Below are 15,312 nucleotides of genomic sequence, written 5' to 3'. Positions count from 1 at the left end.
GACAGTCAGCGAACGTGTCGGAGGAACCGGTGCCACTCTCAGAAGAGGAGGCCTTCGTCTGCTCGAGCAGATGGAGCGCGCCCTCAGCGAAGAGGACCCGAAGTTCGCCTCCACGCTGCGCGGCACCACTCTTCGCCAGGCAGCGCGTCGTCGCGCGATCCTCGCCGGTGTGGTCTTCGCCGTCGGCGTCGCGGTGATGATGGGCGGCGCCGTGAGTGGGTACTGGCCGGTCGGCGTCGCCGGCTTCGTGGTCATGCTCGGCTCGGCGACCGTGCTGCTGACCGCTCTCAAGGGCCAGCGTGGCGGCGCGAGCGACGCCCACATCGCCGCCCACCCCTCCGGCTTCGGCGTCGTCGACGGTGGCCGCAGCCGCCGCTCCGGCCGCGGGTCGAGCCGCGGCTCGTCCGGCTTCATGGGCACTCTGCAGGCGCGGTGGCGCCGGCGTCGGGACCGCGGCGGCTTCTGAGCCACCTCGACGGTGGCCGAGCGTGGCCCACCTCGAGTGCCTTGCGCTGAACCGGCGCGGCTGAGCGCTCGCCGCAGCGCCGCCGTTCTCCGCCGCTCTCCGCCGCCTCGGGGCAGCGGGTCAGCGCCGGCGCACCGCCCGCCACACCGAGCGTGGCAGCCACTGCGCCAGGCGTCGCTGCCGCGGACCCACGCCCGCGTTCAACGCCGCGACGACGAGCTCCACGTCCTCGCGGGAGGCGGGCCGGACGGCGGTGGCAACCGAGCCGGGCCGGGCGTAGCGGGCGCGCTCGACCCCGTGCACGAGGCGTTCGAGGGCGTCGGCGGCCTGCGGTGCGGCGTCGGCGCCGGTCCGCGGGCGCTCCATCGGTGGTGCGGCGGGATCGGCGAGGTGGTCGAGCAGCACGGTGCCGGCCTCGCGAGGGGAGCGGCCCTCGGGCCAGGGCACGCCGAGGTCGAGGGCGGTGGCGCGGACCTCGGCCCACTGCTCGTCCGGCCCGCCCCCCCCAACCGGGTACGACGCGCCGTGGTCCGGACCGACCGCGGACCCAGCAGCAGCGCGGCCACCAGGAGCAGCAGCAGGAGCACCCCGCCGCCGACGGCGAGGTTGCGGCCGGTGTGGCTGCTGGCACCGGAGTCCGTCGCGCCGGTGGCGGCCGGGGCCTCCGTCGGCCGGGTCGGGACGGCGCTGGGGGCGACGGTCGCCGTGCCGCTGGGGGCGGCGGAGCCTGGTGGCGTCGCCGGGATCCTCCTCGCTGCGGTCGACCGGGACCCGGGAGTAGTCGGGGACGCTCTCGACCCGGCCGGACGGGGTCGGCTCGAAGCGCACCCAGCCGGCGCCGGCGAAGTACAGGCTCGGGCCAGGCGTGCAGGTCGTGGCTGCTGTACTCCCAGCGCCCGTCGTCCATCCGGGTGGGCTCCAAGAAGCCGACCGCGACCCGGGCCGGGATGCCGACGACGCGGGCCATGACGGCCATCGCCGAGGCGTACTGCTCGCAGTAGCCGACCCGCCCTCCGGGCGCGAGGAAGGACTCCAGGGTGTCGTTGCCGGTGCCGGCGGGTGCCCTGCGCAGGTCGTAGGTGAAGCCGCCGTCGCTGCGGAAGAAGCGCTGGAGCATCAGTGCGCGCTCGTAGTCGTTCTTCGCCGGCTGGGTGACGCTGCGGGCGAGGTCGCGCGCGATCGCGGGAATGCCGGGGGGGCAGGCTCGAGCATCTCGTCGGGCACCGTGCCGCCGGGTGCGTCGCGGAAGAAGCGTCCGTCGGTGCCGTAGCGCGGCGCGATCGAGGTCAGGGAGTACGACAGGCCGCGGGTGTCGAGGTCGTCGTCGGCGGCGAGGAAGTCCATCGAGGTGGGGTCGAAGCGCCAGTCGCCCTCGGCCCGCACCGCAGCGGCCGGGAACTGCGTGGGCAGCCAGGTCGAGTTCAGGCTGGTCGGTGACCTGGACCTCGTAGTCGTACTGCGCGCGGGGCACCGACTCCGACAGGCCCACCGGCGCGGGAAGGGCGCCGTCGGCGGTGTTCTCCTGGGGCACGTCGCGGTCACCGCTGCTCCACTCCTGCCCGGTGAAGCGGTTGAGCACCGAGATCCGCAGGTACGACGGCGCCGGGTCGTCGGTCGCGACGCGCACCAGCGGCACGTCCTCGCCGCGCTCGAGGTCGCGGCGCATGTCGGCGATCGGCTTGCGGATCCGGATGTCGCCGCCGTTGCCGCCGCTGCCGAGGTCGAAGAGGTCGGTGCTGAGCACCGGCACGAAGAGGGGGACCACGAGGGCGAGCACCGTCGCGGTGATGCCGATCCGCCCGGCGCCGGCCTTCGCGGCCTCGCGCACCGGGTGACCGTGCCGCCACGGGGTGCTGTCCTTGGGCCCGAGCGCGCGCCCCCACCGGAACAGGTGCTCGCGGGCGTCGAGGTGGAGCAGCACCAGGAAGCCGAGCGCGGTGAGGGCGAAGCCCACCCAGCCGGGCCCCTCGTCGAGGAGCCCGCTGGGCACGGAGTAGATCGCGAGCAGGGCGAGCCCGGCCCCGGGCACCCGGCGGAAGGTGCACGCGATGGTGTCGACGAGCACGAGGAAGACCGCGGCGCAGACCAGCAGGAGCGGCCACAGCGCGGGCACCCGCGGCCCGACCGGGGCGCTGTAGGTCCGGGCGGTGTCGACGGCGGTCGCCAGCGCGTGCCCGATCTCGCCGCTGGGCAGGGGGGAGCCGGTGATCTGCCAGGAGACCACGAGGGTGACGACCACGACCTGCGCCAGCGCGATCAGCCAGCGGGGGACAGCCCGCCACCGCAGGACGGTGCCGACGGCGACCACGACGAGGCCGACCACGAAGGCGCGGCCGAGCAGGCTGCGCGGCTCGGCGAGGAAGCCCTGCCACGCGGTCAGCGCCATCCAGGTGGTGGCGAAGGCGACCACTCCGAGCAGCAGCGTGGGGCCGGCAGGAGCGGTGCTCGCCGAGCGGCTCATGACCGCCTCCCGCCGCGCGAGGGCGCCCGGCCGAGATCGCGCCAGGCGGTGTCGAGGCGGTCCCGGGGGCCGACGCCGGCCGCGCGCCAGCCGATCGAGAGCAGCGGCGCAGCGGCGGCGCCCGTACCGTCGCTCAGCCGCGCGGCGGTCCACTGTTGCACGTCGAGGACGACGGCGAGGGCAGCCCCCGCGTCGTGGCGGATGCGGCGCAGCGCCGCGGTGTCGTTGGCGGCGTGCGCGCCGAGGACCGCCACGACGACCCCGCCCCGCGCCTGGTCGCCGGACCAGGTGGTGTCCAGCGTGGGCCGCGGGGTCAGGTCGAGGACGGCCAGCCGGCGCAGCGCCGCGTCGGCCCCGTCGGCCTCGGCTCCGGAGGCGGTGGCGAGCTGCACGGCGTACCCGTGCTGCTCGAGGTGCACCAGGACGGAGGCGGCCGCGACCACGGCCGACTCGAAGGCTGGAGGCGGGGCCCTGCCCGCGGTGCGACTGGGCCCGGTTGTCGAGGACGACGGTCGCGTGCGCCTCCCAGGGCTGCTCCTCGCGGCGCACCATGAGGTCGCCGATCCGGGCCGAGCCTGCGCCAGTGCACCCGGCGCAGGTCGTCGCCGCGACGGTACTCGCGCACGCTGACGTCCTCGGCCGAGCCCGACGCGAACGCCTGGGGCCGGTGCTCCCCGGCTCCCTGCCAGCCGCCGGAGAGCGGGATCGCGGGCAGCGGCAGCACGCGCGGGGTGACGACGAGCTCGGCGGTGCCGCCGATGTCCCGGCGGCGCTCGACCAGGCCGAAGGGGTCGGTGATCCGCACGCTCAGCGGGCCGACCCCGAACCGGCCGCGGATGTCGGAGCGCACCGGGTACGTCACGGTGCGCTCCCAGTGCTGGCCCAGGCCCTGCAGCACGAAGCGGGGCCGGCTGCCGAGGGCGTAGGGGAGGGTGTCCTCGATGAGCAGCGGCCCGTCGGCGCGGCGCCGGTCGCTGGCGACGCTCAGGTCGATCCGGGCGGCCTCGCCGGCGCGGACCAGGCGCGGCCAGACCGTCCGGCTGACGACCGGGTCGTGGCGGCGCCGGCTGACGACGAGGGCCGCGACGAGCGGCAGCGCCAGGACGAGGACGCCGACCCGGGTCAGCGCCGGCTGGCCGAAGACGATCGCGCAGGCGATCGCGGTCACCCCGGCGGCGAGGAAGGCGCGCCCTCGCAGGGTCAGCGAGGAGAGCGCGGAGCGGAGCATCGCCGGGTCCGGACTCAGGCGGCGCCGTCGGGCACGGGCACCTGGGCCGCGAGGGCCTGCAGGATCCCGGCGGCGTCGCGGCCACCGACGGCCGCCTCGGCGCTGGGGAGCAGACGGTGTGCCAGCACCATCGGCAGCAGCGCCCGGACGTCGTCGGGCAGCACGTAGTCGCGCCGGTGCAGGGCGGCCCGGGCCTTGGCGGCGCGGACCAGGTGCAGGGTGGCGCGGGGTGAGGCGCCCAGCAGCAGACTCGGGGTGGTTGCGGGTGGCGGAGGTGAGCGCGACGGCGTACCGCTGCACAGCGTCGGAGACGTGCACCTGCGCCACGATCCCGCACAGCCTTGCGGATCTCGGCGCTGTCGGTCACCGGGTCCAGGTCGTCGAGCGGGTTCACGGTGCCGTGGCTGGAGAGCATCGCGATCTCGGCCGCCGCGACCGGGTAGCCGATCGAGACCCGGGCCATGAAACGGTCCCGCTGGGCCTCGGGGAGGGGATAGGTGCCCTCCATCTCGACCGGGTTCTGGGTCGCGATCACCATGAAGGGCGACTCCAGGCTGGTAGGTGACGTTGTCGACGGTGACCTGACGCTCGGCCATGCACTCCAGCAGCGCGGACTGGGTCTTCGGCGAGGCGCGGTTGATCTCGTCGCCGATCACGATGTTGGCGAAGACCCCGCCGGGGCGGAACTCGAAGGTCCGCGTCGACTGGTCGAACACCGACACACCGGTGATGTCGGAGGGCAGCAGGTCGGGCGTGAACTGCACCCGGCGCACGGTGGAGTCGATGCTGCGGGCGAGGGCCTTGGCCAGCATCGTCTTGCCGACGCCGGGCACGTCCTCGATGAGCAGGTGTCCCTCGGCGAGCAGCACGACGATCGCGGCGCCCACGACCTCGCCCTTGCCCTCGATGACCCGCTCGACGTTGGCGCGGACCTGCGCGGCGACCCGCGCGACCGTGTCGACGTCGGCCACGGCGGGGGCGGGGGTGCCGGACGGCGGCGCCGGCGGACCCGGCGGCGGGCTCATCGGTGGGGTGGTCGGCGTCTCCACAGCGAACTCCTCGTCGTGCTCTCCCTCGGGGGACCAACCCTACGGCGCGGGTGGCTGGGTCGCGCTGCTCCACCGTTCCCCACTTTTCCCTCCACTCTGCTCCACCTCGCTCCCCGGCGCGCTGACCAGCGCTGACCTGCGCTTTTTCATGGCGTGGGGGAGCAACGCGCCGCGACTCGGGGAGCGTCGGTGGTTGACGGTGGGGGAAAGTGGAGTACTGTGGGGGAAAGTGGAGGAACGGCGAAGTCCGATCGGACGGCGGGGGGTGGCCCGATGCTCTTCATGGGCACCTACACCCCGGAAGCTCGACGAGAAGGGCCGCCTCTTCCTCCCGGCGAAGTTCAGGGATCGACTGGCGGAGGGGCTCGTGGTCACACAGGGACAGGACAAGTGCCTGGTCGTGTGGCCCACGGACGTCTTCGCGGAGGAGGCCGAGCGGGCATCCGCGCGGCCGATGACCAGCCGCTCGGCGCGGCGCTACGCCCGGGTGCTGTTCGCCGGCGGTGACGAGAGCACCCCCGACAAGCAGGGCCGGATCGGCATCCCCGCCCACCTGCGGGACTACGCCGGCCTGGAGCGCGACGTGGTCGTGATCGGGGTCCGGGACCGCCTGGAGATCTGGAACCCCGCCGCCTGGCGCGAGTTCCAGGCCGAGGCGCTGGAGGAGTTCGCCGACCTCGACGAGGACGAGGACTGACCAGCAGCAACCAGCAGCAACCGGCAGCAAGCAGCAGCACCTGACAACAGCACAGCGGATCCGCAGGACGAGGTCTCAGCCCGCTCCCGCTCCCGACACCTCGATGTCGCCACCCACCTGGGGCACCTTCCCCGGCACCAGGCGATCCGACGACATCGAGGACACCCCGCCGTCTGGGGCACCTTCCCCGGCACCAGAAGGCACCCGAACACACCGGGCACGGGAGCGGGCAGGGACCTGGCTCTGCGGATCCGCCTGATTTCCAGCAGTTCCAGAAGTTCCACCGGGTCGAGGGGTCGAAGCCATGAGCGTGACGCGGACGCACGAGCGTTCTCCGCAGCCGCGTGTGCGGGAGATGGCGCGCGAGGCGCTGCTCCTCATGATGTTCTCCGCCGCCGTCTCCTCCGTGTGCGCACTGCTGCTCGTCCTGACCCAGCCTGCTCGGGCCCACGGGACGCTGAGATGGCCGGCCCCCGCCACGTCCCCGTCCTGCTCGACCGGGTCGTCGCTCTCCTCGCGCCCGCGCTCGACGCGGAGGGCGCCGTTCTCGTCGACTGCACGCTCGGCCTCGGTGGCCACAGCGAGGCCGTGCTCGAGCGGTGCCCGCGGGCCCGCGTGGTCGGCATCGACCGCGACCCGCAGGCGCTGGCGATGAGCCGGGAGCGGCTCGCGCCGTACGGCGAGCGGTTCACCGGCGTGCACGCGGTCTACGACGAGATCCCCGACGTGCTCGCCGACCTCGGTCTCGACGAGGTCGCGGGCGTGCTCTTCGACCTCGGCGTCTCCTCGATGCAGCCTGGACCTGCCCGAGCGCGGGTTCGCCTACGCCGTGGACGCGCCGCTCGACATGCGGATGGACGGCAGCACCGGGCCGACCGCCGCCGACGTGCTCAACACCTACAGCGCGCGCGACCTGGCCCGGGTCCTCAAGGAGTACGGCGAGGAGAAGATGGCCCGCCGCATCGCCGAGGCCGTCGTCCGTGAGCGCGCCACCGAGCCGTTCTCCACCTCGGGCCGCCTCGTCGCCCTGCTGTACGACGCGATCCCGGCCCCCGCGCGGCGCACCGGCGGTCACCCCGCCAAGCGCACCTTCCAGGCCCTGCGCATGGAGGTCAACGACGAGACTCGGCGTGCTGCGCCGGGCGATGCCGGCCGCGGTCGAGGCGATCGGGCTCGGCGGCCGGGTGGTCGTCGAGTCGTACCACTCCCTGGAGGACCGGCTGGTCAAGCGCGTCTTCGCCGACGCGACCCGGCTCGACGTCCCCGACGACCTGCCCTTCGTCCCCGAGGGCGCCGAGCCGTCGTACCGGCTGGTGACGCGGGGCGCCGAGCAGGCCGACGACGCGGAGATCGAGCAGAACCCGCGGGCCGCGTCCGTCCGACTCCGCGCCATCGAGCGCATCCGCACCACCCCACCGAGCAGGTCCAGCAGCACCACTGGCAAGGGAGCCGCCTGATGTCCAGCACCGCACCGCAGATCCGTCGCCTGCAGACCGTCGCGCCGCGGATCGCCCAGGCGGCCCTGCAGCGAGCCCGGCTCACCGTCGTGCCCCGGGCCCGGCGCTCGCGCGCCCCGCGGGTGCCCTTCGTGACCTTCGTGAGCGTGATCCTGCTCGCCGGCGTCTTGGGGCTGCTGCTCTTCAACACCTCCATGCAGCAGGCGTCCTTCCGCGCGACCGCGCTGCAGAAGCAGGCCACCGACCTCAGCGCCCAGCAGGAGGCGCTGGAGTCTGCAGATCCAGGCGCTCGGCAAGCCGGACCGGGTCTCCGCGCTGGCGCAGAAGATGGGCATGGTCGTCCCGTCCCAGGCCGGCGTGATCGATCTCGCCACGGGCAAGATCACCGGCGCCCCGGCGCCCGCGTCGGGCGCCGACAACATCCCGCCGCACATGCCCGGCCCCACCAAGCCGGACGAGTCTGAACGTGCCGCCCGCGAAGACCGACGGCGCGTCCACCGCCGATCGGTGATCCACGCCCGTAAGGTCGAGTCGTCCGCAGGACCCGACCGCTGCCCGCGACCAGGACGAGAGCGTTGAGCCGACCGAATCCCCTCCGCACCCTCCGTGGCACCCGTCCCCGACGGGGCTCGCCGCAGCCTGCGCATGAAGGTCGGCTTCCTGATCATCGCGATCGTGCTCTCGGTGTTCGCCGGACGGCTGCTGCAGGCTGCAGGGCGTGGACCCGCACTCCTACGCCCAGATGGCCGCCGCCGAGGGATCGGTCGACATCGTGCTGCCCGCCACGCGCGGGGAGATTCTCGACCGCAAGGGCCAGCCGCTGGCCCAGACCGTCGACGGCCGGATGATCATCGCCAACCCGATGGTCACCGCCGCGATCGCGCCGCAGGCTCGCGACGCTGCTGTCCCAGCGCCTCGGGGTGGACTACATCGAGACGCTCACCCGGCTGCGCACCAAGGCCAGCCAGTTCCAGTACGTCGCCCGGCAGGTCCCGGCGGCCAAGGCGGAGAAGCTCGTCTCCGACGTGCGGGCACTGTTCAAGGACGACAAGGGCCGGCCCTTCACCGGTCTGACCACTGAGCGCGACCCGTTGCGCATCTACCCGGACTCCGACGTCGCAGCCAACCTCCTGGGCTTTCTCGGCACGCCGAAGAACGACGGCACGGCGCAGGCGCTGGCCGGGCTGGAGAACTCCTTCAACAAGGACCTGTCCGGCAAGGACGGCGAGGCGCGCTACGAGGTCGGTGCCGGCAACCAGATCCCGCTCGGCAACAACACCGTCACCCCGGCCGTCGACGGCAAGGACCTGACGCTCACCATCGACAGCGAGCCTGCAGTACTACGTCCAGCGGGTGCTCCAGCAGACCGTGCGCAAGGCCGGGGGCGACTCGGGCACCGCGATCGTGCAGGACACCCGGACCGGTGAGTCTGCTCGCGCTCGCCGACTTCCCGACGTACGACGCCTCCGACCCGTACCGCTACGACAAGAGCCTCTACAAGTCCGCCGCCCTGACCGACCCCTACGAGCCCGGCTCGGTCGAGAAGGTGCTCACGATCAGGCTCCCTGGTCGACGCGGGCAAGGCCTTCAAGGAGCAGAAGTTCCGGGTGCCCGGCAAGGCTCAACCGGCAGGACCGGCCGATCGGCGACTACTGGGAGCACCCCACGATCCGGCTCACCCTCGCCGGGATCATCGCCAAGTCCTCCAACATCGGCACCGTGCTCGCCGCCGACCAGTTCGGCAAGGGCCAGCCTGCGCCGCTACCTCACCGCCTTCGGGCTGGGGGAGCGCACGAACATCGGTCTGGACGGCGAGACCCGCGGCATCCTGCCGCAGGGCGCGGCGTGGACCTCCCAGGTCGGCGACCGGATCGCGTTCGGCCAGTCGCTGTCGGTCAACGCGCTGCAGATGATCACCGCGGTCAACACCATCGCCAACGGCGGGATCCGGGTCGACCCCTCGCTCATCCAGGGTGAGGCGACCACCGACCGCGGGCAGAAGGTCGGCACCGATGTCGCCACCTCGCGCCGGGTGATCAGCGCGGCCGCCGCGCGCGAGACGATGCTGATGATGGAGCGCGTGGTCGACCCCGACGTGGGCGTGGCGCCGGGCGCCGCGGTCCCCGGCTACCGGGTCGCGGGCAAGACCGGCACCGCCCAGCGCGTCGTCGACGGACGGTACGACGGCAGCACCACCGTCTCCTTCGCGGGCTTCGCGCCCGCGGACAACCCGCGGTTCACGATCTACGTCGTCGTGCAGAACCCGCGGGCCGGCAGTGGTGGCGGCTCGACCGCCGGTCCGGCATTCTCGAAGGCTGATGAGCCTACACCCTGCGCCGCTACGGCGTCCCGCCCACGGGCGCCAAGCCCAACCAGACCCCGGTCGAGTGGTGAGTCAGCCGACCCGGCCCGACCACCCGCACCGTACGTCCCTCGACGACGTCGCCCGGTCGCTGGGCCTGCCTCCTGTCGAAGCCGGTGCCGACCTGCTCGGTGTCACCCTCGACTCGCGCCGGGTCCGGCCCGGCGACCTCTACGCCGCCCTGCCGGGCAGCCGCGCGCACGGCGCCTCCTTCTCCGCGCAGGCCGCGGCGGACGGCGCGGTCGCGGTGCTGACCGACGCGGCGGGGGAGGGCGACGCCCGCGCCAGCGGCCTGCCGGTGCTGGTCGTCGAGAGGCCCCGGGCGGTGCTCGGCGAGGTCGCCGCCCTGGTCTACGGCCATCCGGCGGCGTCCCTGCGCACCATCGGCGTGACCGGCACCCAGGGCAAGACCACCGTCACCCGGCTGCTCGACGGCGGCCTGCTGGCCGCCGGTGTGCGCAGCGCGGTCGTGGGCACCGTCGGGACGCGGATCGCCGGCGAGGAGGTGAGGACCGCGCTCACCACGCCCGAGGCGCCCGACCTGCACGGCCTCTTCGCCCGGATGCGGGAGCTCGACGTCACCGCCTGCGCGATGGAGGTCTCCAGCCACGCGCTGGTGATGGGCCGCGTCGACGGTGTGCGCTTCGACGTCGCCGTCTTCACCAACCTGGGCCGCGACCACCTGGACTTCCACGCCGACGTCGAGGACTACTTCCAGGCCAAGGCGATGCTCTTCACCCCCGAGCACGCGGCCCTGGGCCTGGTCTGCACCGACGACGAGCACGGGCGCCGGCTCGCCGCCGAGGCGCCCATCCCGGTCCGTACCTACGGCCTGACCGGGCCGGCCGACTGGACGGCCACCGACGTCGCGCTCGGCGCCGACGGCTCGCGCTTCACCGTGCTGGGTCCCGACGGCGTGCGGGTGTCCGCCGCGGTCCCGCTGCCCGGGGACTTCAACGTGGCCAACGCCCTGGCGGCGATCGCCGCCGCCGCCGAGGCGGGATACGACCCGCAGGCGGTCGCCGACGGGATCGCGGCCTCCGGCGGCGTACCCGGGCGGCTGGAGCGGGTGCCGACCGGGCGGGACCTGACCGTCGTGGTCGACTACGCGCACAAGCCGGACGCCGTCGAGGCGGTGCTGCGCACGCTGCGCCCGGTGACCCGCGGCCGACTCGTGATCGTGATCGGCGCCGGGGGCGACCGGGACACCGGGAAACGCCCGGTGATGGGCGAGATCGCCGCCCGGCTGGCGGACCTGGTCGTGGTCACCGACGACAACCCCCGCTCGGAGGACCCGGCCGCGATCCGTGCCGAGGTGCTGGCCGGGACCCGCGGCGGGCCGGCCGAGGTCGTCGAGATCGGCGACCGCCGGGCCGCGATCGCCGCCGCCATCGACGGCGCCGGCCCCGGGGACGTCGTCGTCGTCGCGGGCAAGGGCCACGAGTCCGGCCAGGAGATCGCCGGCGTCGTGCACCCCTTCGACGACCGCGAGGTCGTGCGGGAGGTGCTGGCCCGGTGATCGCGCTGCGCCTGTCCGAGATCGCCGCCGTCGTCGGCGGGACCCTGCACGGTGACGACGTCCTCGTCTCCGGCCCCGCCTACGTCGACAGCCGCACCCCCGTCCCCGACGGGCTCTTCGTCGCCGTTGTCGGCGAGCACACCGACGGCCACGCGTACGCCGACGGCGCGCACGCCGTGCTCGGCAGCCGCCCCACCAGCGCGCCCACCGTGGTGGTCGGCGACGCGGTCGCGGCGCTGGGCCGGCTGGCGCGCCACGTCGTGGACCGGCTCGACGCCACCGTGCTGGCGATGACCGGCTCCCAGGGCAAGACCGGCACGAAGGACTTCCTGGCCGCGGTGCTGCGCACCCTGGCGGGCGAGGACGCCGTGGTGGCCACCAACGCCAACAACAACAACGAGGCTCGGCGTACCGCTCACCGTGCTGCGGGCCACCACCGCGACCCGCTTCCTCGTGGTGGAGATGGGCGCCCGTGGTGTCGGGCACATCTCCTACCTGTGCGAGATCGCCCCGCCCGACGTCGCCGCGGTGCTCAACGTCGGCACCGCGCACGTGGGGGAGTTCGGCGGGCGCGAGCAGATCGCCCGCGCCAAGGGGGAGATCGTCGAGGCGCTGCGCGCCGAGGGGACCGCCGTGCTCAACGCCGGCGACCCGCTGGTGGCCGCGATGGCACCGCGCACGTCCGCCCGCGTCGTCAGCCTTCGGCGAGACCGGCGACGTGCGCTGGGAGGACCTCCACCTCGACGAGACTCGGCAGGCCCGGGTTCGTGCTCGTCCACGACGGCGATCGCAGCGAGGTCCGGCTGCTCGAGGTGGGACCCCACCAGGTGCTCAACGCCGCCGCGGCCGCCGCGATGGCGCTCGCCGCCGGATTCGGGCTGGCCGAGGTCGCCCGGGCGCTCGGCAGCGTGCGGTCGGCCTCGCGCTGGCGGATGGAGGTCACCGAGCGCGCCGACGGCCTGGTGGTCGTCAACGACGCCTACAACGCGAACCCGGACTCGATGCGAGCCGCGCTGGAGGCGCTGGCGGGCATCGGACGGCCCTCGGGGCGTCGTACCGTCGCGGTGCTGGGGGAGATGAAGGAGCTCGGCGGTGAGCACGAGACGGGCCACCGCGCCGTCGGCGCGGACGCCGCCCGGCTCGGCATCGACGTGCTCGTGGTGGTCGGCGAGGCCGCTCGCGGCATCGCCGAGGGTGCGGCCCAGGGTGAGGCCCCGGGCACATGTGAGGTGATCGTCACGGCGGGCCGTGAGGAAGCCGTGGCGTGGGTGCGGCAGAATGCCGGACCGGAGGACGTCGTCCTCGTCAAGGCGTCCCGGGGCGCCGCGTTGGAAGTGGTAGCGGAGCAGGTGCTGGAGGAGACGACGCCATGAGAGCCATCCTGCTCGGGGGCGGCATCGCACTGCTGATCTCGCTGCTCGCCACCCGCGTGGTGATCACCCTGTTCACCCGCTGGGGCTACGGCCAGGAGATCCGCGACGACGGCCCGACCAGCCACCACACCAAGCGCGGCACGCCCACCATGGGCGGGGTGGTCATCATCATGGCCACGGTGATCGCCTACTTCCTCGCCAAGTCGATCACGATGACGACGCCCAGCGCCTCGGCGCTGCTCCTGCTCTTCCTGTTCGTCGGCATGGGCCTGGTCGGCTTCCTCGACGACTTCATCAAGATCTCCAAGCAGCGCAGCCTCGGCCTGCGCAGCAAGGCCAAGATGGCCGGCCAGACGGTGATCGCGCTGGTCTTCGGCGGGCTCGCGCTCTCCCCGTGGCTGGAGGACGAGAACGGCCGCACCCCGGCGAGCGAGAAGGTCTCCTTCCTGCGCGAGCCTGGACTGGTTCGTGCTCCCGACCATCCTGGCGATCCTGCTGATCTGGCTGTTCGTGGCCGGGTTCAGCAACGCGGTGAACCTGACCGACGGGCTCGACGGCCTGGCGGCCGGTGCCTCGGTGATGGTCTTCGGCGCCTACATGCTGGTGAACATCTGGCAGAACAACCAGTTCTGCCAGGACGAGCCCAGCGCGAGCCTGCTACAACGTCCGCGACCCGCTCGACCTCGCGATCATCGCGGCCGCGATCACGGGCGCCTGCTTCGGGTTCCTGTGGTGGAATGCCTCCCCGGCGAAGATCTTCATGGGCGACACCGGCTCGCTCTCGCTGGGTGGCGCGCTCGCCGGTTTCGCGATCCTGACCCGCACCGAGTCTGCTGCTGGTCATCCTCGGCGGGCTCTTCGTCCTCGAGACCGTCTCGGTGATGATGCAGGTCACCTGGTTCAAGGCCACGAAGAGGCTCACCGGGGTCGGCCGACGGATCTTCCGGATCGCGCCGATCCACCACCACTTCGAGATGCTCGGCTGGGAGCAGGTCACCGTCGTGATCCGGTTCTGGATCATCACCGGGTTGTGCGTCGCGACCGGGCTGGGCATCTTCTACGCCGAGTGGGTCTCGCGGCTGTGACCGATCCGAGCAGCCTGGGCCGCACGGACTCCTGGGCCGGCGTACGCGCCGTGGTGGCGGGCTTCGGCGCCAGCGGTGCCGCCGCCGTCGACAACCTGCTGCACCTCGGCGCCGACGTGCACGCGGTGGCCGAGTCGGTGAGCCCGAAGATCCTCGAGCGGGCCGAGTCTGCTGGAGGTGCTCGGCGCGCGGATCGACGTCCACGAGGGCGCCACCGCACAGCCTGCCCGCCGACGCCGACGTGCTCGTCGTCTCGCCGGGCCTCCGGCCGGACGCACCGATCGTCGTGGCCGCGCGCGAGCGGGGAGTCCCGGTCTGGGGCGAGGTCGAGCTGGCCTGGCGGCTGCGCGACCCCGCCCAACCGGCGCCGTGGCTCTGCATCACCGGCACCAACGGCAAGACCACCACCGTGCAGATGCTCGACAGCATCCTGCGCGCCGCCGGGCTGCGCAGCGTCGCCGCCGGGAACGTCGGCCTGCCGCTCACCGAGGCCGTCATGGACCCCGAGCCGTACGACGTGATCGCGGTCGAGGCTCTCCAGGCTTCCAGCCTGCACTACACCGACTCGATGGCCGCCGAGAGCGCCGCGGTGCTCAACGTCGCCGAGGACCACCTGGACTGGTACGACGGCCCGGAGGGGTCCGACGCCATGGCCGCCTACGCCCGGGACAAGGGCCGGATCTACACCGGCGTCGAGCGCGCGTGCGTCTACAACGCGGCCGACCCCGGCACCGAGCAGGCTGGTGCGGGACGCCGAGGTGGTCGAGGGCGCCCGCGCGATCGGCTTCACCCTCGGCGTGCCGGGGCCGGGCATGGTCGGCGTCGTCGACGACATCCTCGTCGACCGGGCCTTCATCGAGGAGCGCTCCACCAGCGCCGCCGAGCCTGTGCACCTTCGACGACCTCGCCTCGCGTGCCCCGCACTTCGTCGCCAACGCCCTGGCCGCCGCCGCGCTGGCCCGGGCCCACGGGGTCAGCCAGGCCGCGGTGCGCGACGGTCTGCGGGCCTTCCAGCCCGACGGGCACCGGATCGCGGTGGTCGCCGAGCACGACAGCATCACCTGGGTCGACGACTCCAAGGCGACCAACCCGCACGCCGCCGCCTCCTCGCTCGCGGCCTTCGCACCGGTGGTCTGGGTCGCCGGCGGTCTCGCCAAGGGCGCGAGCCTTCGACGACCTGGTGCGCCAGGTGGGGGACCGGCTGCGGGCCGTCGTCCTCATCGGCCAGGACCGCGACGTGATCCGCCAGGCGCTTTCGCGACACGCTCCGGATGTGCCGGTGATCGACGTGGACAGCACCGAGACTGGGGACGTTGTCGGTGGCGACCGGATGGCTCGCGTCGTCGCGGCAGCGGCCGAGGTCGCCCAGGCGGGGGACACCGTGCTGCTGGCGCCGGGATGTGCGTCGATGGACCAGTTCGCCGACTACGCCGCCCGGGGCGATGCCTTCGCCGCGGCGGTCCGGGACCACATCCAGCGCTAGCCACTGCAGGGGGACGTCATCACCACCGCGAACCCCGAGAAGGCTCCGCCTCGGTCTCCGCTCCCGCTTCGCGGTCCGGCGCCCGGGCTGGACCAGCGCCCTCAAGGACGCGCTGGACCGCCCGCTGACGAC

General features: G+C 73.6%; 12 protein-coding genes and 6 pseudogenes. 13 read left to right on the top strand and 5 right to left on the bottom strand.

From position 1 onward, the window contains the following. Positions 1-70: 70 nt before the first annotated feature. Complete coding sequence (locus G5V59_RS08620; RefSeq protein WP_278256183.1) at positions 71-466, top strand: DUF3040 domain-containing protein; 396 nt, start codon at positions 71-73, stop codon at positions 464-466. Here G5V59_RS08620 and G5V59_RS08615 read toward each other — a convergent pair. The 4 genes and pseudogenes from G5V59_RS08615 to G5V59_RS08600 all read right to left on the bottom strand — a co-directional run bounded on the left by G5V59_RS08615 (position 411) and on the right by G5V59_RS08600 (position 5,180). Next, complete coding sequence (locus tag G5V59_RS08615; RefSeq protein ID WP_278256182.1) at positions 411-2,927, bottom strand: DUF3488 and transglutaminase-like domain-containing protein; 2,517 nt, start codon at positions 2,925-2,927, stop codon at positions 411-413. The two genes, G5V59_RS08620 and G5V59_RS08615, sit on opposite strands and share 56 nt — an antisense overlap. Then, positions 2,924-3,319: a hypothetical protein gene (locus G5V59_RS08610; RefSeq protein ID WP_278256181.1), complete on the bottom strand. Its 396-nt coding sequence runs from the start codon at positions 3,317-3,319 to the stop codon at positions 2,924-2,926. The genes G5V59_RS08615 and G5V59_RS08610 overlap by 4 nt, the downstream gene beginning before the upstream one ends. Beyond that, positions 3,241-4,155: a hypothetical protein gene (locus tag G5V59_RS08605; RefSeq protein ID WP_278256180.1), complete on the bottom strand. Its 915-nt coding sequence runs from the start codon at positions 4,153-4,155 to the stop codon at positions 3,241-3,243. Before G5V59_RS08605 ends, G5V59_RS08610 begins: the two co-directional genes overlap by 79 nt. A 14-nt stretch (positions 4,156-4,169) precedes the next feature. Then, positions 4,170-5,180: pseudogene (locus G5V59_RS08600) on the bottom strand (MoxR family ATPase). Here G5V59_RS08600 and mraZ point away from each other — a divergent pair. From mraZ to G5V59_RS08570, 6 genes and pseudogenes are all read left to right on the top strand, one after another. Continuing rightward, positions 5,062-5,901 carry a division/cell wall cluster transcriptional repressor MraZ gene (mraZ, locus tag G5V59_RS08595; protein WP_341350885.1) on the top strand — a complete coding sequence of 280 codons (840 nt, stop codon included), beginning with the start codon at positions 5,062-5,064 and terminating at the stop codon, positions 5,899-5,901. The pseudogene G5V59_RS08600 and the gene mraZ overlap by 119 nt on opposite strands. Before the next feature lie 462 nt (positions 5,902-6,363). Next, positions 6,364-7,358: pseudogene (rsmH, locus tag G5V59_RS08590) on the top strand (16S rRNA (cytosine(1402)-N(4))-methyltransferase RsmH). Beyond that, positions 7,358-7,822, top strand: a complete 465-nt coding sequence (locus G5V59_RS08585) for a hypothetical protein (RefSeq protein WP_278256178.1) — start codon at positions 7,358-7,360, stop codon at positions 7,820-7,822. The pseudogene rsmH and the gene G5V59_RS08585 overlap by 1 nt, the downstream one beginning before the upstream one ends. Before the next feature lie 456 nt (positions 7,823-8,278). Then, positions 8,279-8,785, top strand: a complete 507-nt coding sequence (locus tag G5V59_RS08580; RefSeq protein WP_278256177.1) for a hypothetical protein — start codon at positions 8,279-8,281, stop codon at positions 8,783-8,785. Continuing rightward, positions 8,782-9,612 (top strand): annotated as a pseudogene (locus tag G5V59_RS08575) (penicillin-binding transpeptidase domain-containing protein); the annotation flags it as partial. The gene G5V59_RS08580 and the pseudogene G5V59_RS08575, both read left to right, overlap by 4 nt. A 64-nt stretch (positions 9,613-9,676) precedes the next feature. Continuing rightward, positions 9,677-11,239 carry a UDP-N-acetylmuramoyl-L-alanyl-D-glutamate--2,6-diaminopimelate ligase gene (locus G5V59_RS08570; RefSeq protein ID WP_278256176.1) on the top strand — a complete coding sequence of 521 codons (1,563 nt, stop codon included), beginning with the start codon at positions 9,677-9,679 and terminating at the stop codon, positions 11,237-11,239. Between the two features lie 79 nt (positions 11,240-11,318). Here G5V59_RS08570 and G5V59_RS08565 read toward each other — a convergent pair whose 3' ends face one another. Next, the gene (locus tag G5V59_RS08565; RefSeq protein ID WP_278256175.1) at positions 11,319-11,588 is read right to left on the bottom strand and encodes a hypothetical protein; all 270 of its coding nucleotides are present in this window, start codon (positions 11,586-11,588) and stop codon (positions 11,319-11,321) included. Between the two features lie 71 nt (positions 11,589-11,659). Here G5V59_RS08565 and G5V59_RS08560 point away from each other — a divergent pair. From G5V59_RS08560 to G5V59_RS08540, 6 genes and pseudogenes are all read left to right on the top strand, one after another. After that, a pseudogene (locus tag G5V59_RS08560) lies at positions 11,660-11,881 on the top strand (Mur ligase family protein); the annotation flags it as partial. A 212-nt stretch (positions 11,882-12,093) separates the two neighbouring features. Then, positions 12,094-12,612 (top strand): cyanophycin synthetase, encoded by a 519-nt coding sequence (locus G5V59_RS08555; protein WP_341351157.1) that lies wholly within the window; start codon positions 12,094-12,096, stop codon positions 12,610-12,612. Further along, positions 12,609-13,697, top strand: a pseudogene (gene mraY, locus G5V59_RS08550) (phospho-N-acetylmuramoyl-pentapeptide-transferase). The gene G5V59_RS08555 and the pseudogene mraY overlap by 4 nt, the downstream one beginning before the upstream one ends. After that, positions 13,694-14,218, top strand: coding sequence for a hypothetical protein (locus tag G5V59_RS08545; RefSeq protein ID WP_278256174.1), 525 nt, complete (start codon positions 13,694-13,696; stop codon positions 14,216-14,218). The pseudogene mraY and the gene G5V59_RS08545 overlap by 4 nt, the downstream one beginning before the upstream one ends. Then, positions 14,113-14,364: pseudogene (gene murD / locus G5V59_RS36165) on the top strand (UDP-N-acetylmuramoyl-L-alanine--D-glutamate ligase); the annotation flags it as partial. The gene G5V59_RS08545 and the pseudogene murD, both read left to right, overlap by 106 nt. A 35-nt stretch (positions 14,365-14,399) precedes the next feature. Further along, the gene (locus G5V59_RS08540) at positions 14,400-15,308 is read left to right on the top strand and encodes a cyanophycin synthetase (RefSeq protein ID WP_341351156.1); all 909 of its coding nucleotides are present in this window, start codon (positions 14,400-14,402) and stop codon (positions 15,306-15,308) included. Positions 15,309-15,312: the final 4 nt, after the last annotated feature.

It is taken from the genome of Nocardioides convexus, assembly GCF_011090295.1.
This window is presented reverse-complemented; position numbering and strand designations above follow the sequence as displayed.